The sequence below is a fragment of the Mesorhizobium sp. B2-2-3 genome, from assembly GCF_006442405.1.
Taxonomy (GTDB): domain Bacteria; phylum Pseudomonadota; class Alphaproteobacteria; order Rhizobiales; family Rhizobiaceae; genus Mesorhizobium.
Map to the genome: position 1 here is coordinate 221,775 of NZ_VFWC01000002.1, position 19,078 is coordinate 240,852.

A 19,078-nucleotide genomic window follows, 5' to 3' on the forward strand; every position below is an offset into this window, starting at 1 on the left:
TCAATGCGCCACCGCCGCCGCCGCCGCCTCGTCGATCAACCGGCCGGTGCGGAACCGCTCGATGGTGAAGGGCGCGTTGATCGGATGCGGATCGTCCCTGGCGATGGTGTGGGCAAAGACATGGCCGGAGCCGGGTGTCGCCTTGAAGCCGCCCGTGCCCCAGCCGCAATTGACGTAGAGGCCGGGCACCGGCGTCTTGGCCAGGATCGGCGAGCGGTCGGGCGTGACGTCGACGATGCCGCCCCAGGAGCGCAGCATCTTCATGCGCGTGAAGATCGGGAACATCTCGCAGATTGCGTCCAGCGTATGCTGTAATATGTGCAGGCCGCCGGTCTGCGAGTAGGAGACGTACTGGTCGGTGCCGGCGCCGATCACCAGTTCGCCCTTGTCGGACTGCGAGATATAGGCATGCACCGTGTTCGACATCACCACGCAGGGAACGACAGGCTTGACCGGCTCCGACACCAGCGCCTGCAGCGGATAGCTTTCCAGCGGCATTCGCACGCCGGCCATGTTCATAATGACCGAGGAATGGCCGGCCGCGACCACGCCGACCTTCTTGGCGCCGATGAAGCCGCGCGTCGTCTCGACACCGGTGACCGCGCCATTGGCCGCCCGCTTGACGCCGGTGACCTCGCAATTCTGGATGATGTGCACGCCCCGCGCCGAGGCGCCGCGCGCATACCCCCAGGCGACCGCGTCATGGCGCGCCGTGCCGCCGCGCCGCTGCAAGGCGGCACCGACGACCGGGTAGCGCGCATCCCTGGAAATATTGAGCGGCGGGCAGAATTCCTTCGCCTGCTCGGGTGTGAGCCATTCATTGTCGATGCCGTTCAGCCGGTTGGCGTGGATATGGCGCTTCAGCACCTGGATGTCGTGCACATTGTGCGCCAGCATCATGACGCCGCGCGCCGAATACATGACGTTGTAATTGAGCTCCTGGCTGAGCCCGTCCCACAATTTCAGCGCATGGTCGTAGATGCCGGCGCTCTCGTCATAGAGGTAGTTGGAGCGGATGATGGTGGTGTTGCGGCCGGTATTGCCGCCACCGAGCCAGCCCTTCTCCAGCACCGCGACATTGGTGATGCCGTGCACGGTGGCGAGATAATAGGCGGTAGCCAGGCCATGGCCGCCGGCGCCCACGATGACGACGTCGTATTCCTTCCTCGGCTCCGGCGAGGACCATTGCTCCTCCCAGCCCTTGTGGCCGCGCATGGCCTCACGCGCGATGGCGAATACAGAGTATTTCTTCACGTTCCAGCCTCGCGCCAAAGTCTCGCGGATTTGCGGCCGGGCTAGCAATTTCCCCCGGCGCGCGAGGTGTATCACTAGCGAAACAGCGCTGCCACCCTTGCGCTGTTTGCGACGGCTCTTGCCGTTTTGCGCCGCAACCGGCCGCGGCGTGCGAGGCCAGGGAAAATCGGCGGGTTCGCAGCTTTCGGGTGGCTGCGGCCATGCTCATTTGCGACGACGCATCCGACCGCCGGCAAGGCCGGCTTAGCGGAAGGATGACAGAAACATGCTCGCACTCGCCAACAAGATCGCCATCGTCACTGGCGCCAGTTCCGGCATCGGCCGCGCCACTGCAAAGCTCTTTGCCGAGGAAGGAGCCAAAGTCGTCGCCGCCGCGCGCCGTCAGGCCGAGCTCGATAGGCTTGTCGAGGAGATCGTGGAAACCGGCGGCACTGCGCTCGCTCTTGCCGGCGACGTCAGGGACGAAGCCTATGCGAAGGCGGTGGTCGATCTTGCCACCGGCAGCTTCGGTGGTCTCGACATTGCATTCAACAATGCCGGCGCTGTCGGCATGATGGCGCCGCTGCCGGACCTGCCGCCGGCGTCGTGGCACGACACGATGGATACCAATCTGACCAGCGCCTATCTGGCCGCCAGGCATCAGATACCGGCGATGCTGGAGCGTGGCGGCGGATCGCTGGTCTTCACCTCCAGCTTCGTCGGCTATACCGCCGGCATGCCAGGCATGGCGGCCTACGCCGCGGCCAAGGCCGGCCTGATCGGCCTGACGCAAGTGCTGGCCGCCGAGTACGGGCCGAAGGGGTTGCGCGTCAACGCACTGCTGCCAGGCGGCACAGACACGCCCGGCGCGACCACAACCACGCCCGAGGCCCGCACGTTCGTCGAAGGCATCCATGCCTTGAAGCGGATGGCCCGGCCGGAAGAGATCGCCCGCTCGGCGCTTTATCTTGCCTCCGAGGCGTCGAGCTTCACCACCGGAACCGCACTGTTCGCCGACGGCGGCGTGTCGATCAACCGGACGTGAGCGGTTTCGGCGCCGGCATGCGGATCAACGCGGGCCGCGATGTCGCAATCCGGGCTTGCATTTGGGCTCGAATTGACGATTCCGTTCTCTCCTTGGAAACGGGCCGGAACCATGCTGCTGATCAAAACCTATGTCGCCCAAAGCGCAATCGAGGGCGTCGGCGTGTTCGCCGCCGAGCCGATCAGGAAAGGCGCCTCGATCTGGCGGCTCGACCCGGATTTCGACCGGCTGATCCCGCTGGAAAAATACCAGGCGGCACCCTCGCATCTCAGGGAACTGCTCGACCGCTACGCCTATCCCAGCCCCGACCGGCCCGGCTTCATGGTCTATGAGGTCGACAATGGCCGCTTCATGAACCATTCGGCGACGCCGAACACGGACTTTTCGCAATATGGCGGGGCAACCGCGACCCGCGACATAGCGGCCGGCGAAGAGATAACCTGCGACTATGGCGAATTCTTCGAGGATTTTGAGCGGTTGCATCTGGCCACCGCGTAGTTGGCTGCCTATCTTGCGAGCGCCCGCTGGGCGAATTGGCCGCCTCCGTTCATTTCGGCTGTGGACAGCGCGGCGTGATTCTGCTATCAGCCGCCACAATTCGTGGTGTAAATCGCCGCGGAGGCTAGTGGCTATGGCCGCTTGCCTGTTGATATCAAACCCGAAAGACAGGATTGCCCGTGCAGGTACTCGTCCGCGACAACAATGTTGATCAGGCGCTTCGCGCTCTCAAGAAGAAGATGCAGCGCGAAGGCATCTTCCGCGAAATGAAGATGCGCGGTCACTACGAGAAGCCTTCCGAGAAGCGCGCCCGTGAAAAGGCCGAAGCCGTTCGCCGCGCCCGCAAGTTGGCCCGCAAGCGCGCACAGCGCGAAGGCCTGCTGCCGATGACGCCGCGTCCGGTGGCTGCCGGCGGTGCCGCCGGTGCAGCGCGTCCGCCGCGCTGATTAACGCCTATATTTCGTCCTTTTCGAAGGATACCAGGGGTGGCGCGATGCGGAATCGCCGCCACCTTTTTATTTTGATGTGACCCGGCCCGGAGGGGGGATCCGGACCTGAATGACGCGGCAAGTGAGGACAGGGCAGACATGAACGCAATCAGCGTGGAGAGCAAAACCACATTTCGTGGCTTTGCCCTGGCGACAGCCCTGCTTTCCGGATTGATGCTTGCCGGCTGCCAGACCTCGGGCCCGACCGGCGAGTTCAACAACATCGACAAGGCGCAAGGGTCGAGCGAGAACATCTCATCGCTGTCGGCGGTGATTCAGCGCAATCCGCAGGATCCTGAAGGCTACAATGTGCGCGGCTCGGCCTATGGCCGGGGCGGCCAGTACCAGGCGGCGCTCAAGGATTTCAACCAGGCCATCCAGCTTAACCCGAATTTCTACCAGGCCTATTCGAACCGTGCGCTCATCCAGCGCTTCCTCGGCAATCAGGAAGCAGCGCTGGCGGACTACAACCGCTCGATCCAGATCAACGGCAACTACGATGCCGCCTATATCGGCCGCGGCAATCTCTACCGGAAGGCCGGCCGCACCCAGGAAGCCTTCAACGATTTCCAGAAGGCGATCCAGCTCGACACGACCGATGCCCGCGCCTATCACAATCGGGGCCTGATCTATCAGAGCCAGGGCCAGCACAAATTCGCTATCGAGGATTTCTCGACCGCCATCTCGCTGGCCCCGGACGCCGCCGAGCCGTATAATGGCCGCGGCCTTTCCTACCTCGCCACCAATGACGAGGACAATGCCTTCTCCGATTTCAACATGGCCATCAAGCTCGACGGCAAGAACGCCGAGGCCTGGTCCAACCAGGCGCTGATCTACGAGCGGCGCGGCGACAAGGCCAAGGCGGCCAAGTCCTACCGCGAAGCCGTTCGGCTCGATCCCACCTACCAGCCGGCCAAGGATGGCCTCGCCCGCGTCAGCTGACATCAGGCAAGGCCGGCCAAGCCCACACGCGTCGGATGCGTGTCCGAAAGGACACGTATCGCCGCAGATCGCCATCAATCCGGCAACCGCGCGCTGACCCCGCTGCAAGCCGTGATCGCCTGCCTTGTTCGCGCCAAGGTTTCAGCGGAACGGTCTGGCCCCCCAGCCGTTACTTTGAAGCGTTTTGCGAAAGGACCTCCCATGATCAAGAAACTCGTCTGCGCCGCTGCGCTCGTCACGACCATGTTCCCTGTCGCACCGGCAAGCGCCGGCAGATTGCAGCTCGGCACGCTCGACTGCACCATCGACGGCGGCACCGCCTATATCGTGACCTCCAACAAGGGTGTGTCCTGCGTCTTCCGTCCTTCCCATCACGGGGCGCCGGAAATTTACACCGGGGTCATCTCCAAGCTCGGCGTCGACGTCGGCCAGACGCACCAGGGCCAGTTGGTATGGGCCGTACTGGCGGCGACCCGTGACCGCGACGCGGGTGACCTTGCCGGCAGCTACTACGGCGTCAATGCCGAGGCGAGCGTAGTGACCGGCGGCGGCGCCAATCTGCTGGTCGGCGGCTTCGACAGCGCCTTCATGCTGGAGCCGCTCAGCGTCCAGGCTCAGACCGGCGTCAACCTGGCCGTTGCCGTGACCTCGCTTGAGCTGATCCACTCTCTCAAGTAACGGCACGTTGATCTTCTCGGCACGGACGGCAACCGCGCGATGATCAAAATAGCGCGCGGTGGACTTGGTTCCGCCGCGCGCTTTGCATTTGCGAACTGCTGTGACCAGGCCAAGCTAGCAGATCGAAATTATTGCCGATGGAAGACTTGCTCGTTCTGTGCTACCAACCGGAAATGTTGCTGGCTCTGCGCGAAAATGCGCGCGAGCTCCGGCAGATGTAAAGACATCGTCGAATGCAATTTTGTTGCAGCTGCCGGAGGCCGTGATGGATTTCATCGAGCAGTTATTCGGATTTTCGCCCGATGGCGGGTCGGGATCCTTCGAACTTCTTCTGATACTCGCACCATTCTTGATTGCCGCTGTCTGGTTTTTCATGCGTCGACAGCGACGTTGACGAAATGGCCGCGGACTGGCCATGAACCCGCTCCCCAAAGTACTGGATTTCCTGAACGCGCTCGCCGACGCGTTCACCGAGTGGCCATCGAACCTGCGCCAGATCGCTGCCCGGATCTGCGCCCTCGCCAGATTGCTCTGCGAAAGAATGAAGCTCCCCGATCGGTTGGACCGAAGCGGGCCGCAACGTTGCGTCAAGATCAGCGACCCCGCCTACAAACGCCCGGATCCCCTGATCTACGCGCAGCATTATTTGATGGGCCAGGGCCTCGCCGTCACATGGGACAACCCCGACATCGAGATCCGAAGCGGCGGCAATCCTGTCGCACCACATATGCTGGCGCCCGACACCGAATATGAAATCGTCGCCCGTATCTGGAACAACTCGACCGAGGCCCCGGTCGTCGATCTGCCGGTGAAATTCTCCTATCTGAGTTTCGGCATCGGCACGGTGTCGCATTGGATCGATGAGACCAGGACCGATCTCGGCGTCAAGGGCGGGGCCAACCATCCGGCTTTCGCGTCGGTCAAATGGCGAACTCCGGCAGCGCCTGGTCACTATTGCATCCAGGTCCTGCTCGACTGGCTCGACGATGCGAACCCGAACAACAACCTAGGCCAGGACAACACCACCGTCGGTGTCGCCCATTCGCCCGCAAGATTTGAATTTCGCCTGCGCAATGGCGAGCGGGAGAGGATGGGATTTCGTCTCGAGGCCGATGCCTATTCCCTTCCTGAATTGCCGGTCTGTGAGCCGCGCCCTCGCCCGAGGCCGCGTCGCCGGCCCTTGCGCACCTTCCCCGGCACCATCGCGGCAGTGCCTGTCGGCCACACCCGTCAATCGCATCCTTTGCCCGCCGGCTGGCTTGTCACGTTCGAGCCCGCACAAGCGGACCTTGCCCCGGGTGAGGAAATCCCCGTCACTGTCAATATTGAACCGCCAGCCGGTTTCACCGGCCGTAAGGCAATCAACGTTCATGCTTTCTCGGCCCGCGGCCTCGCCGGCGGCGTGACGCTCTATGTCGAGCGATAGGGGGTCGCCATGGCTTATCGGCACTACACCAAATGCGTATCGGTCGGAAATCACCACGGCAAACAATACGGGCAGATGATCATTGCGGCGGCCGTGGTCGCTTTGCCGCTCATCCTTGTGGGCGCCCTTCCCGGACCGGCCGCCATGCTGGTGGCGCTTGCGGCCATATTGGCCTATTGCCGCTGGTGGCTGTACGACCGGCTGATCTGTCTCGGTGGCGACGAATGCGCGGTGGGCTGGCTGCTCAAGGTCGATCCGCCGGAGGAGAAGTCGGGACTGGACCGGTTCGACACCGACTACAGTCTTAATCTGGTGCCGGGCAATGTCGTCGAATTCACCAACCAGGCAACGGCCGAAAAGATAGCGCCGTTTGGACGCCTGATCGCCAACACGCCTGCGATCCAGGGCGCGGGCCTCGACTGGAAAGGTCAGGAAGCGCGCCAATGGGCCAATGACGACCCGACCGCGGTGCTGCATTGCGAGTTCGAAGGCGCCGGCGTCTACGACCTCATGATAGCCTGCCTTGCGGCAATTCCAGTCGCCACGGCCGCCGCGGTTGCTTGCGCCATTCCCTTCTTCGGCTGGATCGCCTGCGCGGTCCTGTCGCTCATCGCGGCGGTCATCGTCATCATAGGCGGCATAGTCGGCCTGCTCGACACAGCCAATCCGACGGATCTCGACGAGAATCTCGGCGATCTTCACGTCAACGATCCGACGCGCCGCGGCGCGGACATCCTGTTCGTCAAGGGAACGTGGGTCTACGATTCGGCACATGACGGCTGGAACGAAATCCATCCCATCAAGCACTGTCAGAAGATCGGCACCTGGAACGGCAGCTGGAACGAATCCCCGGTTCCCGACGGCAGCCCCGCGCGCTGGTGTGAAGCCGTTGAGACGGCAGGATCGCCATTGACCGTCGCATCCCAGCAGGAGCCTCAGAACCAGTGGACGATACATCCCGCCATAGACGGTTGCCGGCCAAAGCCCGACGATCACCGACCGGACCCCGTGCACTGACCTGGCATCCTTCGCTCGCGAAGCAGTGTCATCTGCTCCTCAAAGATGGCTGCAGCGAATGCACGAGGGGCCCATGACACGCAAAATGATCCTTGCTGCCATCGTTGCCATTGCCAGCCCCGCCTTGGCCCAGGCACAGGACCAGGGCATCGAGCTCGGCACGCTTGAATGCGCCATATCGGGCGGCACCGGCTTCATCTTCGGCTCGAGCAAGGATCTGAGCTGCACCTTCACCCCTGCCGACAAGACTTTCGCGCCGGAAGCTTATTTCGGTGCCGTCAACAAATACGGCCTCGACATCGGCACGACCAAGCAGGCGGTGATGCGATGGCTGGTGCTGACGCCGCTGAAGAACATCTACGCGCCGGGCGCATTGGCCGGCGACTATGTCGGCGCCAGCGCCGAGGTGACGGCAACCGTCGGCGCCGGGGCCAATCTGCTGGTTGGCGGCTCCTCGCAGTCCTTCACCTTGCAGCCGCTCAGCCTGCAGACCCAGACCGGCATCAATTTCGCCATCGGTGTCAGCCAGTTCCAGCTGCGCAGCACGGAGAACTGATTGGCCGGCGATGCCGGCCGGCCAGGGATGCGGGCATCCACGAACATGTCCAAAAAATCGCTTGAGCTCAAGCTTGGTTGAGGTTCTACAAACCCATCCGACCATGGTCCTGCCGGACCCCCGAGCCGGCTCCTGGCGCCATGCGTTTGCATCGGGATATGAAATTCGAGGGACCGAAGTGACCGACATCAGCACAAACAGGGTCGACTGGCGCGCATTGTGGGCGAGCGGCGACCTCGCGCGCTTCTGCTTCATCAGCCTCGGCATCCTGCTGCACGCCACCAACGAGACGATGGTGGCGACCGTCATGCCCGCCATGATCGGCGAACTGGCGGGCGTGCAGCTCGTCGGCTGGTCGCTGGCGATCTATGAACTGGGCGCCATCGTCGCCGGTGCCGCGGCCGGACGGCTGGTCAGCTATGTGGCGCTGCGCACCAACATGGTGGTCGCGGCGCTGCTTTACGCGGCCGGCGCGCTGATCTGCGCCACCGCGCCCTCGATGCAATTGTTCCTGGCCGGGCGCCTGATCGAGGGCCTGGGCGGCGGCGCGCTGGTGTCGCTGGCTTTTGTCTCGGTGGAGCGCCTGTTTCCGCGGGCCATCTGGCCGCAGCTTTTCGGTATCATGTCGGCGATCTGGGGCGTCGCCGCCTTCAGCGGGCCGATGCTTGGCGCGATCATGACAGAGCTTCTGTCATGGCGCTGGGCGTTCGGCATCTTCGTGTTCGGCGGTGCGGCGATGGCGCTGGCGAGCTTCGTCGTGCTCGACACGCCGGAAGCGACGAGGCCTAGTGCCGGCGCGGGCAAGGCACCACCCTTCCCGCTCATAGCGCTTGGCTGCCTTGCCGTCGCCGTCGGGCTGATCGCCTCGGCGGGCGTCGACATCGCCCTTCTGCGCTCATCGCTGCTGATGGTGCTCGGCCTGGTCGGGCTTGTGTTGTTTTTCCGTATCGATGCGCTGAAGCCGAAATCGCGGCTTTTCCCCTCGCAGCTGTTCTCGTGGCGCACGCCGGTCGGCAGCGGCATGACCATGGTCGCCGCCTTCTCGGTGGCGACCTGTTCCTTTGCCATTTACGGCCCGCTGCTTCTGACCACGCTGCACCACGTTCCGCTCCTGACCACCGGCTACATCATCGCCGCCGAATCGATCGCCTGGTCGATCCTGTCGATCCTTGTCGCCAACGCGCCACAGGAGCGTGAGAGATTGATCATCGTCATCGGCGCCCTGATGATCGCCACCGGCCTGGCTGGTTTCGCCTACACCATCCCGGCAGGCTCGATCCCGCTGATCCTGGTATGCGCCCTTTTGCAGGGTGGCGGCTTCGGCGTTGCCTGGCCGTTCCTGACGCGCGTCATCGTGGCCTCCGCGCCGGAAGATGAGCAGACCATCGCCTCGGCCGCGGTGCCGACCATGCAGCGCATCGGCTATGCGGTGGGTGCCGCCCTTGCCGGCATCGTCGCCAATGCCAGCGGCTTCTCGCAAGGCCTGAACCGGGACGCGGCGGCTGATGTGGCAACCTGGCTGTTCCTCGCCTTCGTGCCGCTCGGCATCATTGGCTGCCTCGCCGCCCTGCGCACATCGACGACCGCGAACCGGCTGCCGGAAGCTGTCGGCTAATCAGGCCAGGCAACGCTCATTCGACCTCGCGCAGGCGGTAGCCGACGCCGGTCTCGGTGGTGATGTAGCGCGGCTGGTCCGGCGTCTTCTCGATCTTCTGCCGCAACTGCCGGACATAGACCCGCAGATACTGCACGTCGGTCGAATCGTTCCACACCTGCTTCAGCAGGAACTGGTGCGTGAGAACCTTGCCCACATACTGCACGAGAATGCGCAGAATATCGTATTCCTTGGGCGACAGCTTCACCTCCTTGCCCCCGACCTTGACGATGCGCTTGACCAGGTCGACGGAAAGATCTCCGGTTTGGAATACAGGCCTCTCGCCCTGCTGCTGGAACCTGTGCCGCAGTGCCACACGGATGCGCGCCACCAGCTCGTTCATTCCGAACGGCTTGGTGATGTAATCGTCGGCGCCGAGTTCGAGCGCGTCGACGATGCCGGCCTCGTCGGTGCGGCTGGAGAGAATGACCACCGGCATGTCGAAGCCGTCGTCGCGCCATTTGCGCAGCAGTTCATGGCCGCTCATGCCGGGCAGGCCTAGGTCGAGCAGCACGAGATCCGGTTTTTCCTGCACCATCAGCTCGATAGCCGCCTTGGCGTTCGGCGCCTCGCTGACCGCGTAGCCCTGGCTGGCGAGGCCGACCCGGAGCAACTTGCGGATCGGCGGCTCGTCATCGACGACCAGTATCCTGACGTTCGAATTGGTCATCGAGTCTGATCCGTGCTGGAGCCGATGCGATTGCCGATGTTGGGCAACTCCGCCGGCACCGGCATCCTGATGGTGAAGGCAGCACCCGAACGGTCGGTCCGGTTGGCGGCCGAGATCGTGCCGCCCATCGCCTCGATGAAGCCGCGGCAGATCGACAGGCCGAGCCCGGTGCCGGCGCGCACCTGGTCGCCCTTGCGCACCCGGTAGAAAGTATCGAACACGCGCTCAAGATCCTGCGGAGGGATGCCCAATCCCTCATCCATGATTTGAAGCACGACGGAGCCGATGTCGGTCCAGCCCTGCAGGCGGATCGTCGAGCCGGGCGGCGAATATTTCGACGCATTGTCGAGCAGATTGAACAGGACCTGCTCGAACAGCACAGGGTCGAGCCTCAGCATCGGCAGGTCGGGCGGAATATCGACCTCGATCTTGTGCTCGCTGGTGATCTTGCGGGCGCGATCGAGCGCGGTGCCGACGGCGTCGCCGACATAGTGCAGCGCATAGTTCGGCTCCATCGCACCGGATTCGATCTTGGTCATGTCGAGCAGATTGGCGATGAAGCGGTTCAGCCGTTCCGCTTCGTCGACCACCGTCGACAACAGCTCGGTCCGGTCCTGCTCGGGTAGATCAGGCGCGAACTCCCTGAGGGTGCCGGCCGCGCCCATGATGGCGGCGAGCGGCGTCTTCAGATCATGGGAGATGGAGGTCAGCAGCGCCGAGCGCAGCCTGTCGGCTTCGGCCGCGAGCTTGGCACGGTCGACATCGGCGACGAGCTGGATGCGCTCGATGGCGACCGCTGCCTGGTCGGCCAGCGCGTCGAGCAGCCGCTGCTGCTCGGGCGTCAGCAGCGGACCCTGCTTGTCGTTGTCGAGGCCGACCACGCCGACCGCCGTGCGCCCGGTGCGCAGCGGCAGATACAGCCGCTTCGCACCGGGCAGCGTATCGGCGCCGCGGCCGGCGGCGCGGTCGTGCTCCCAGGCCCAGCGGGCGGCGGCGATGTCGGCCTCGGCCAGCGTGTCGTCGGGCGGATAGCCCGCCTTGACGGTGATGGCGCCGTTTTCGGGCAAAAGCAGCACCACCCGCAATTTCAGCATCGAGGCGATCTGGAAGGCCGTGACCCACAGGACGTCGTCGAGCGTACCGGCGCCGGCAAGCTTCTTGGAAAACAGATAGATATCCTCCGTGGCCCGCGCCCGTGAGCGGGCGGCGGCGGCCTGACGCTGCACGCGCGCCGTCAGGTTGCTGGCGATGACGGCAACGACGAGGAAGACGGCAAACGCAACGATGCTCTCGGGATCCCTGATCGTCAGCGTGTAGCGCGGCTCGAGGAAGAAGTAGTTGAAGGCAAGGGCGCTCAGGAAACAGGCGTACAAGGCCGGCCACAGTCCGAACGTCACCGCCGATGTCAGTACCGCCAGCAGCAGCACGATCGCCAGATTGCGCACGTCGAGGAACTGATCGAGAACCGTGCCGACGGCCAGCGAGCCCGCGACATAGGCCGTGGCGAACAGATACGGCCATATCTGGAACGGCCGCTGCTCGGCCGCCGTCCTGACCTTTCTCGATGCTGCGTCGGTATCGCGCTCGGTTCCCGAGATGACATGGACGCTGATGTCGCCGGCATTGCGGATCAAATCATAGGTGAGCGAGCCCTCGATCAATTCCCGCCAGCGCGACCGGGTCGGCCTGCCGATTACGATATGGGTGAAATTGTTCGCCGTCGCATGGCGCACGATGTCCTGCGCGACGTTCTGGCCCGGAATGGTCGTCACCTCGGCGCCGAGCTGCTCGGCGAGGCGCAGATGGTTCGCCAGCCTGTCCTTCTCTTCTTCCGACATGGCGGCCGAACGGGGGGTGTCGACATGAAGCGCAGTCCATGGCGCACGGAGCCTGTCGGCCAGCCTGCGCGCATAGCGCACGCGCGCCGCCCCGCCCGGACGCGCGTCGAGGCAAACGAGCACCCTTTCCCCCGCCGCCCATGGGCCCTGGATGGCATGGGACTGCATGTGGTTGAGCAGTTGTTCGTCGACACGCTGGGCGGTGCGGCGCAGCGCCAGCTCGCGCAGCGCCGTAAGGTTGCCGGGCGAGAAATAGTTCTCGATGGCGCGCTGGGCGGTGTTGGGGAAATAGACCTTGCCTTCCTCCAGCCGCTTGATCAGGTCGTCGGGCGTCAGATCGATGATTTCGACGTCGTCGGCCTGGTCGATGATGGAATCGGGAACCGTCTCGCGCACCCTGACCCGCGTGATCTGGGCGACGACGTCGTTCAGGCTTTCGACATGCTGGATGTTGAGCGTCGTGTAGACGTCGATGCCGCGCGCCAGGATTTCCTGCACGTCGAGATAGCGCTTGGGGTGACGGCTGCCGGGCGCGTTTGTATGGGCGAGTTCGTCGACCAGGACCAGTGCCGGGCGGCGTGCCAGGATGGCGTCTATGTCCATCTCGTCGAGGGTGCGTCCCTTGTATTCGACCGGGCGGCGCGGAATGACCTCGTAGCCCTCGACGAGGGCCAGGGTTTCCTTGCGGCCGTGCGTCTCGACCACGCCGATCACCACGTCGATGCCGTCGGCCAGCCTGGCGCGTCCCGACATCAGCATTTCATAGGTTTTGCCGACGCCCGGTGCCGCGCCCAGAAAGATGCGCAGACGCCCGCGGCCCTCGCGCTCGGCATGCTCGAGCAGCGCGTCGGGGGAAGGTCTGTTTTCGACGTTGCTTCTGTCGTCCGGCATCGGCATCCAGTTTGAACGGCGCGGGGGACGGTGTCGATCCCCGGCGCTGTTCTTCATTGCTTGGCTGTGTCGTCCAATGCGAGGTTAAGGGCCAGCACATTGACCACCGGCTCGCCCAGCACGCCGAGCTCCCGGTCCTCGACATGGCTGTCGACGAGCGCCTTGACTTTGGCTTCATCGATGCCCCTTGCCTTGGCGACACGCGGAACCTGGAAAGAAGCGTCCTCGGGGCTGATGTCGGGATCGAGCCCGCTGCCCGATGTCGTGAAAAGGCCCATCGGAACCGGCGCATTGGGGTTTTCGGCCTTCAACTTCGCCGCGTCGCCCTTGATGCGCTCGATCAGCTTGGGGTTGGACGGACCCAGATTCGAGCCGCTGGAGGCGCCGGCGTCGTAGCCATTGCCGGCGGCCGATGGCCGGCCGTGGAAATAGCGTTCGCTGGCGAAGGCCTGGCCGATCAGTTCGGAACCGACCACCTTGCCGTCCTTCTCGATCAGGCTGCCATTGGCCTGTTTCGGGAACAGCGCCTGGGCGATGCCGGTCATGCCGAGGGGATAGATGAGCCCGGTCAGCACGGTGAAGAAGACTATCATGACGATCGCGGGTCTGATTTGCTTGAGCATCGGAGTGATCCCTTATGCAAGGCCGAGGGCCGTGACGGCCATGTCGATAATCTTGATGCCGGCGAACGGCACGATGATGCCGCCGAGGCCGTAGACGAGCAGGTTGCGGCTGAGCAGCGCCCCGGCGCCGATTGCCCGGTATTTGACGCCGCGCAGCGACAGCGGGATCAGCGCGATGATGATCAGCGCGTTGAAGATGATGGCCGACAGGATGGCGCTCTGCGGCGTCGCCAGATGCATGATGTTGAGCGCCTGCAGCGGACCTGTGGTGTGGCCGGGTGCGACGTAGAACACGGCGAACATGGCCGGGATGATGGCGAAGTACTTGGCCACGTCATTGGCGATGGAGAAGGTGGTCAGCGAACCGCGCGTCATCAGCAGCGCCTTGCCGATCTCGACGATCTCGATCAGCTTGGTCGGATCGCTGTCGAGGTCGACCATGTTGCCGGCCTCGCGCGCCGCCACCGTGCCGGTGTTCATGGCGACGCCAACGTCGGCCTGGGCAAGGGCCGGCGCGTCGTTGGTGCCGTCGCCGCACATGGCGACCAGCTTGCCCTTGGCCTGCTCGTCGCGGATCAGTTTCAGCTTGTCCTCCGGCGTCGCCTGGGCAAGGAAGTCGTCGACGCCGGCTTCTGCCGCGATGGCCGCCGCCGTCATCGGATTGTCCCCTGTGATCATCACCGTGCGTATGCCCATGCTGCGCAGCTCGGCGAAGCGCTCGCGGATGCCGCCCTTGACGATGTCCTTGAGGTGCACGATGCCGAGCAGGCGCCCGTCGCGCTCCACCGCAAGCGGCGTGCCGCCCGATTTGGCGACCTCGTCGGCGATCGCCTGCAAATCCCTGATCGTATCGCTGTTCGGGCGCGTTGCGTGGCTGGCTGATGTCGTCTGGTTGACATGGCCGAGCACGGAATCGACCGCGCCCTTGCGCACGGAGGAGCCGTCTATGTCGACGCCGCTCATGCGGGTTTGCGCGGTGAAGTGCACGAAGGTGGCGTGCAGTGTCGCCATGTCGCGGGCGCGGATGGCGTATTTCTCCTTGGCCAGCACGACGATCGAGCGGCCTTCCGGTGTTTCGTCGGCGAGCGAGGCAAGCTGCGCCGCGTCGGCCAGTTCCTGCTCGGTGACGCCCTTCACCGGCCGGAATTCGGTCGCCTGGCGGTTGCCGAGCGTGATCGTGCCGGTCTTATCGAGCAAAAGCGTGTCGACGTCGCCGGCCGCTTCGACGGCGCGGCCGGACATGGCGAGCACATTGAAGCGCACCAGACGGTCCATGCCGGCGATGCCGATGGCCGACAAAAGCGCACCGATAGTGGTCGGGATCAAGGTCACGAACAAAGCGACGAGCACCGTGACCGGGATATAGCCCCCCGAATAGGAAGCGAAGCTCGGGATGGTAGCGGTGGCCAGCACGAAGATAAGCGTCATGCCGACCAGCAGGATGTTGAGCGCGATCTCGTTCGGGGTCTTCTGGCGCTCGGCGCCCTCGACCAGCGAGATCATGCGGTCGAGAAAGGTGTGGCCGGCGGCGGCGGTGATGCGCACGCGGATCCAGTCGGAGAGCACCTGCGTGCCGCCGGTGACCGCGGAGCGGTCGCCGCCGGATTCGCGAATGACAGGCGCCGATTCGCCCGTGATCGCCGCCTCGTTGACCGAAGCCACGCCTTCGATCACCTCACCGTCGGAGGGGATGATGTCGCCGGCCTCGACCAGCACGGCGTCGCCCACCTTCAGGCTGGTGCCGGGCACCAGCTTGAATTTCGTCCGGTCCTCGCCGGTCAGGAGCTTGGCCTGGGTCTCGGTGCGCGCCTTGCGCAGCGAATCGGCCTGCGCCTTGCCGCGGCCTTCGGCGACGGCTTCGGCGAAGTTGGCGAACAGCACGGTGAACCACAGCCAGATGATGATCTGGATGGTGAAGCCGAGATTGCCGCCGCCGCTGGCGAGGTCCTTGACGAAAAGCACTGATGTCAGCGCCGAGACGACGGCAACGACGAACATTACCGGGTTCCTGGCCAATGTGCGTGGGTTCAGCTTTCTGAAGGCGCCGCCGATGGCGGGCCATAGGATGCCGGCATCCATGATGCTCGCTGATTTTGACTGGCTCATTTTGAAGCTCCAGCTTCGGTGTTGGTGAGCGGCACCGAGCGATCGGATGCCGAAAGAAGATGCGGAAGCCCGTAGGCCAGCAACCACAGAACGATCATGACGGCGGCGATGCCGAGGAATGTCGACATGGTGGGGAAAGGAGGAGGCCGTTCCTCCTTTCCGTTGTCGGCGGGATGGCGATCGTTGCGATGCCTGTTGTTGAACCAGGACATTTCCGTTTCAGCCAGGACACTTCCGTCTCAGAATGTCTGCCCGTGGATGGCGGCCAGATGCTCGACGATCGGTCCGACGGCGAGTGCCGGGAAGAAGGTCAGGCCGCCGACGATGACGATGACGCCGACCAGCAGCCCGACGAACAGCGGGCCGTCGGTCGGGAAGGTGCCGGCCGAGGCGGGCACGGTCTTCTTCGCCGCCAGCGAGCCGGCGATGGCGAGCGCCGGGATGATGACCAGGAAGCGGCCCATGAGCATGCCGAGGCCCAGCGTGATGTTGTACCAGGGCGTGTTGCCGGTGAGGCCGCCGAAGGCCGAGCCGTTGTTCGCCGCCGCCGACGTATAGGCGTAGAGGATCTCGGAGAAGCCGTGCGGACCGCCATTGGCGATCGATGCCACGGCGCTCGGCAGGACCACCGCGATGGCCGTGAAGGTCAGCATCGCCAGCGGCAGGCACAGGATTGCCAGCATCGCCATCTTGACCTCCTTGGCCTCGATCTTCTTGCCCAGATATTCGGGCGTGCGCCCGACCATCAGGCCGGCGACGAAGACGGCGATGAGGATGAACATCAGCATTCCGTAGAAGCCGGCGCCGACGCCGCCGACGATGACTTCGCCGAGCTGCATGTTGATGAGCGGGATCATGCCGCCGAGCGCGGTGAAACTGTCATGCATGGCGTTGACCGCGCCGCAGGAAGCCGCCGTGGTGATGACCGCGAACAGCGCCGAAAGCGCGATGCCGAAGCGGGTTTCCTTGCCTTCCATGTTGCCGCCGTCAATGCCCAGCGCATGGACCAGCGGATTGCCCGCGGCTTCCGCCCAATAGCAGACCGCGACCCCGGCGATGAACAGCGCGCCCATAGCGGCCAGGATCGCCCAGCCCTGGCGCTGGTTGCCGACCATGCGGCCGAAGACGTTGGTGAGCGCCGCGCCGATGGCGAAGATCGACAGCATCTGGATCAGGTTGGAGATGGCGTCCGGATTCTCGAAGGGATGCGCGGCATTGGCGTTGAAGAAGCCGCCGCCATTGGTGCCGAGCATCTTGATGGCGATCTGCGAGGCGACCGGCCCGACGGCGATGGTCTGCTGCACGCCTTCGAGCGTGGTGGCGTCGACATAGGCTCCCAGCGTCTGCGGCATGCCGAGCCAAACATAGACCAGGGTGAGCACGACGCAGAGCGGCAAAAGCACGTAGAGCGTGGCACGGGTCATATCGACCCAGAAATTCCCAATCGACTTGCCGGAAGCGCGGGCAAAGCCGCGGATCAGCGCCATGGCGATGGCGATGCCGGTGGCCGCCGACAGGAAGTTCTGCACGGTGAGGCCGGCCATCTGCACGAGATAGGACATCGTGCTCTCGCCGCCGTAGTTCTGCCAGTTGGTATTGGTCATGAAACTGGCGGCGGTGTTGAAGGCGAGCCCCGGCTCGACCGCGCTCATGCCGGCCGGGTTGTAGGGCAGGCCGCCTTGCAGGCGCTGCAGGAAATAGAGCGCCAGGAAACCGGCAAGGTTGAACAACAGCATGGCGGCGGCATAACCCGTCCAGTGCTGCTCCTGGTCGCCGGTTCCAGCCAGGCGGTAAAGGGCCCGCTCGACGGGGCCGAGCACCGGCGACAGCAAGGTGCGGTCGCCGGTGAAGACGCGATGCATGTAGCCGCCCAGCGGCTTCACGAGCAAAACCAGGATCCCGCAATAGAGAAGGATCTGTATCCATCCGTTGATAGTCATGATGTGGCTTTCCGTGCGCCGGTCAGAAGCGTTCCGGGCGGATCAGGGCGTATGTCAGATAGGCGAGCAGGAACAACGTCACGCCGCCACCGAGGATGTAATCGACAAGCATGGCCCGATCGCTCAAATTCTGTCGCAGGCTTTGACGTAGGCAAAGGAGAGGGCGAAAAACAAAACCCCGATCCCGAGAACAATGATGTCCATTGTGCTTGTCCTTGCTTTGATTTTTCCACTTTGCGCCCGCTCGAAGCAGCTTGGCGATTACGTGAGAACGCCCCGCCCACTTGGGTGACGGCGTCCGACGTTTTTCTCAAAGCGGAATATGGACCCGATCGCCATAAAGGTTCGAGACGGGGCAAAGCGGAAAGAAATAGGAATTTTATAAAGATTTTCGGCGGATGAATTGGAAGTGGTGAACGCGTCCTGGCGCTCCAGCGATATCGTCAGTCGTAAGGGGTAACAGGTTGGCCGACGAAACGGCTCGCCGCCGGTAAACGCATTCTACCCCTGCGGCTCGACCGCCTTGAGGGTCACGCCTTCTTTACGAACTCGGTTTTGAGCACCAGGCCCTTCACTTGCCTGGTACTGCATTCGATCTCACCGGGATTACCGTTAAGGCGAATGTTCTTCACCAACGTGCCGCGCTTGATCGTCTCCGAAGTGCCCTTGACCTTGAGGTCCTTGATCAGCGTAACGGAATCGCCGTCACTCAACTGAGCGCCGTTGCTGTCGCGCACCATTACATCGTCCGGCATGCCATCTCCTGTGGTCGGGATCACCCATTACCAGATCACCGGGAATTCCAAAACCGGGTCGGGGGCGGCGTGTTCATAGAATGCCCAAGGATCACTCGACGCGCTTCCCAAAGCGCTCGAAACTAACAGCTGCTTTTTTAATCGTGCAAGCCGGTCGGCAAGGTTGATGACCCTGCCCTCCTACGCTGAAGCTTCGGAGGGCATCCTGCTTCGCGCTGTCGATTGAGCCAATCCTGCGAAGCTCGAAGAGCGAAGCAGGGTGGCGGAGAGAGCGGGATTCGAACCCGCGTTACGGTTTCCCGTAAACACACTTTCCAGGCGTGCGCCTTCAACCACTCGGCCACCTCTCCGTCCTTGCCTTTCGCGTCGGCCGGTTTCGCCGCGCGGGTTGGGGAGATGCTCTCCCTTTGGGGATGCGTGCGGAACTGCCCGCACCGGGCGCCGCCAACCAGCGGACGCCCTGCCCGCACCTGAGCCGTCGAAGCAACAGGCGCGGGGCTCATCTAGTCGATCCGGCGCCGAATGCCAAGCCATAACGGCGGTCAATTCGCTTTGCCGGCCACACGGCGTTCATGGGGGCCGCCGGCACATCCGTTTGGAGTCCCGCCACTTCAATCGCTGCTTGATGATGTGCACGGGCAAGGCTGCGAGGCCAGCCGCGCTTGACTTCGTCCCGAGCGGCCTGTCGAGTGTCCGAAAGGCTTTGCGGGGGGCATCG

General features: G+C 63.9%; 18 protein-coding genes and 1 tRNA gene. 9 read left to right on the plus strand and 10 right to left on the minus strand.

What is annotated here, in order from left to right:
* Positions 1–1,254: a sarcosine oxidase subunit beta gene (locus FJ951_RS04180; RefSeq protein WP_140513717.1), complete on the minus strand. Its 1,254-nt coding sequence runs from the start codon at positions 1,252–1,254 to the stop codon at positions 1–3.
* A gap of 265 nt (positions 1,255–1,519) precedes the next feature.
* Between FJ951_RS04180 and FJ951_RS04185 the strand changes: the two genes are divergently transcribed.
* The 9 genes from FJ951_RS04185 to FJ951_RS04225 all read left to right on the plus strand — a co-directional run bounded on the left by FJ951_RS04185 (position 1,520) and on the right by FJ951_RS04225 (position 9,498).
* On the plus strand, positions 1,520–2,278 hold the full coding sequence (locus FJ951_RS04185) for an SDR family oxidoreductase (protein ID WP_140513718.1): 759 nt from the start codon (positions 1,520–1,522) through the stop codon (positions 2,276–2,278).
* Between the two features lie 111 nt (positions 2,279–2,389).
* The gene (locus FJ951_RS04190; protein ID WP_140513719.1) at positions 2,390–2,776 is read left to right on the plus strand and encodes an SET domain-containing protein-lysine N-methyltransferase; all 387 of its coding nucleotides are present in this window, start codon (positions 2,390–2,392) and stop codon (positions 2,774–2,776) included.
* Between the two features lie 179 nt (positions 2,777–2,955).
* Positions 2,956–3,222: a 30S ribosomal protein S21 gene (rpsU, locus tag FJ951_RS04195; RefSeq protein WP_010911429.1), complete on the plus strand. Its 267-nt coding sequence runs from the start codon at positions 2,956–2,958 to the stop codon at positions 3,220–3,222.
* Between the two features lie 141 nt (positions 3,223–3,363).
* A complete protein-coding gene (locus FJ951_RS04200; protein WP_140496334.1) occupies positions 3,364–4,206 on the plus strand; it encodes a tetratricopeptide repeat protein in 843 nt (280 codons plus the stop codon).
* Between the two features lie 201 nt (positions 4,207–4,407).
* Positions 4,408–4,884: a DUF992 domain-containing protein gene (locus tag FJ951_RS04205; RefSeq protein ID WP_140513720.1), complete on the plus strand. Its 477-nt coding sequence runs from the start codon at positions 4,408–4,410 to the stop codon at positions 4,882–4,884.
* 415 nt (positions 4,885–5,299) lie between these two features.
* Entirely contained in the window at positions 5,300–6,310 is a 1,011-nt protein-coding gene (locus tag FJ951_RS04210) for a hypothetical protein (protein ID WP_140513721.1), read from the plus strand.
* A gap of 9 nt (positions 6,311–6,319) precedes the next feature.
* Positions 6,320–7,327, plus strand: a complete 1,008-nt coding sequence (locus FJ951_RS04215; protein WP_140496337.1) for a hypothetical protein — start codon at positions 6,320–6,322, stop codon at positions 7,325–7,327.
* 73 nt (positions 7,328–7,400) lie between these two features.
* Complete coding sequence (locus FJ951_RS04220) at positions 7,401–7,883, plus strand: DUF992 domain-containing protein (protein WP_140513722.1); 483 nt, start codon at positions 7,401–7,403, stop codon at positions 7,881–7,883.
* Between the two features lie 178 nt (positions 7,884–8,061).
* Positions 8,062–9,498, plus strand: coding sequence for an MFS transporter (locus FJ951_RS04225; RefSeq protein ID WP_140513723.1), 1,437 nt, complete (start codon positions 8,062–8,064; stop codon positions 9,496–9,498).
* Between the two features lie 16 nt (positions 9,499–9,514).
* Here the strand turns inward: FJ951_RS04225 and FJ951_RS04230 are convergent, their stop codons facing one another.
* The 9 genes from FJ951_RS04230 to FJ951_RS04270 form a co-directional block, all read right to left on the minus strand.
* Positions 9,515–10,207, minus strand: a complete 693-nt coding sequence (locus tag FJ951_RS04230; protein WP_140513724.1) for a response regulator transcription factor — start codon at positions 10,205–10,207, stop codon at positions 9,515–9,517.
* The gene (locus tag FJ951_RS04235; RefSeq protein WP_140513725.1) at positions 10,204–12,936 is read right to left on the minus strand and encodes a sensor histidine kinase KdpD; all 2,733 of its coding nucleotides are present in this window, start codon (positions 12,934–12,936) and stop codon (positions 10,204–10,206) included. The genes FJ951_RS04230 and FJ951_RS04235 overlap by 4 nt, the downstream gene beginning before the upstream one ends.
* 53 nt (positions 12,937–12,989) lie before the next feature.
* Positions 12,990–13,559 (minus strand): potassium-transporting ATPase subunit KdpC, encoded by a 570-nt coding sequence (gene kdpC, locus FJ951_RS04240; protein ID WP_140513726.1) that lies wholly within the window; start codon positions 13,557–13,559, stop codon positions 12,990–12,992.
* A gap of 12 nt (positions 13,560–13,571) precedes the next feature.
* Positions 13,572–15,665, minus strand: a complete 2,094-nt coding sequence (gene kdpB / locus FJ951_RS04245) for a potassium-transporting ATPase subunit KdpB (RefSeq protein WP_140513727.1) — start codon at positions 15,663–15,665, stop codon at positions 13,572–13,574.
* Positions 15,662–15,877 carry a hypothetical protein gene (locus FJ951_RS04250; RefSeq protein WP_140496344.1) on the minus strand — a complete coding sequence of 72 codons (216 nt, stop codon included), beginning with the start codon at positions 15,875–15,877 and terminating at the stop codon, positions 15,662–15,664. The genes kdpB and FJ951_RS04250 overlap by 4 nt, the downstream gene beginning before the upstream one ends.
* A 27-nt stretch (positions 15,878–15,904) precedes the next feature.
* Positions 15,905–17,605 carry a potassium-transporting ATPase subunit KdpA gene (gene kdpA / locus FJ951_RS04255; protein WP_140513728.1) on the minus strand — a complete coding sequence of 567 codons (1,701 nt, stop codon included), beginning with the start codon at positions 17,603–17,605 and terminating at the stop codon, positions 15,905–15,907.
* A gap of 22 nt (positions 17,606–17,627) precedes the next feature.
* Positions 17,628–17,717: a K(+)-transporting ATPase subunit F gene (kdpF, locus tag FJ951_RS04260; protein ID WP_015315765.1), complete on the minus strand. Its 90-nt coding sequence runs from the start codon at positions 17,715–17,717 to the stop codon at positions 17,628–17,630.
* Positions 17,718–18,135: 418 nt separating this feature from the next.
* A complete protein-coding gene (locus FJ951_RS04265) occupies positions 18,136–18,360 on the minus strand; it encodes an alkylphosphonate utilization protein (RefSeq protein WP_140513729.1) in 225 nt (74 codons plus the stop codon).
* A 260-nt stretch (positions 18,361–18,620) separates the two neighbouring features.
* A tRNA-Ser gene (locus FJ951_RS04270) sits at positions 18,621–18,710 on the minus strand.
* Positions 18,711–19,078: the final 368 nt, after the last annotated feature.

Excerpts from the sequence above, each read along its gene's own strand:
- FJ951_RS04250 (WP_140496344.1), bottom strand. The coding sequence starts at position 15,877 with ATGTCCTGGTTCAACAACAGGCATCGCAACGATCGCCATCCCGCCGAC.
- FJ951_RS04265 (WP_140513729.1), bottom strand. The coding sequence starts at position 18,360 with ATGCCGGACGATGTAATGGTGCGCGACAGCAACGGCGCTCAGTTGAGT.
- FJ951_RS04210 (WP_140513721.1), top strand. The coding sequence starts at position 5,300 with ATGAACCCGCTCCCCAAAGTACTGGATTTCCTGAACGCGCTCGCCGAC.
- kdpC (WP_140513726.1), bottom strand. The coding sequence starts at position 13,559 with ATGCTCAAGCAAATCAGACCCGCGATCGTCATGATAGTCTTCTTCACC.
- FJ951_RS04205 (WP_140513720.1), top strand. The coding sequence starts at position 4,408 with ATGATCAAGAAACTCGTCTGCGCCGCTGCGCTCGTCACGACCATGTTC.
- FJ951_RS04200 (WP_140496334.1), top strand. The coding sequence starts at position 3,364 with ATGAACGCAATCAGCGTGGAGAGCAAAACCACATTTCGTGGCTTTGCC.
- FJ951_RS04190 (WP_140513719.1), top strand. The coding sequence starts at position 2,390 with ATGCTGCTGATCAAAACCTATGTCGCCCAAAGCGCAATCGAGGGCGTC.
- FJ951_RS04185 (WP_140513718.1), top strand. The coding sequence starts at position 1,520 with ATGCTCGCACTCGCCAACAAGATCGCCATCGTCACTGGCGCCAGTTCC.
- FJ951_RS04230 (WP_140513724.1), bottom strand. The coding sequence starts at position 10,207 with ATGACCAATTCGAACGTCAGGATACTGGTCGTCGATGACGAGCCGCCG.
- kdpF (WP_015315765.1), bottom strand. The coding sequence starts at position 17,717 with ATGCTTGTCGATTACATCCTCGGTGGCGGCGTGACGTTGTTCCTGCTC.
- kdpB (WP_140513727.1), bottom strand. The coding sequence starts at position 15,665 with ATGAGCCAGTCAAAATCAGCGAGCATCATGGATGCCGGCATCCTATGG.
- kdpA (WP_140513728.1), bottom strand. The coding sequence starts at position 17,605 with ATGACTATCAACGGATGGATACAGATCCTTCTCTATTGCGGGATCCTG.
- FJ951_RS04220 (WP_140513722.1), top strand. The coding sequence starts at position 7,401 with ATGACACGCAAAATGATCCTTGCTGCCATCGTTGCCATTGCCAGCCCC.
- FJ951_RS04215 (WP_140496337.1), top strand. The coding sequence starts at position 6,320 with ATGGCTTATCGGCACTACACCAAATGCGTATCGGTCGGAAATCACCAC.
- FJ951_RS04235 (WP_140513725.1), bottom strand. The coding sequence starts at position 12,936 with ATGCCGGACGACAGAAGCAACGTCGAAAACAGACCTTCCCCCGACGCG.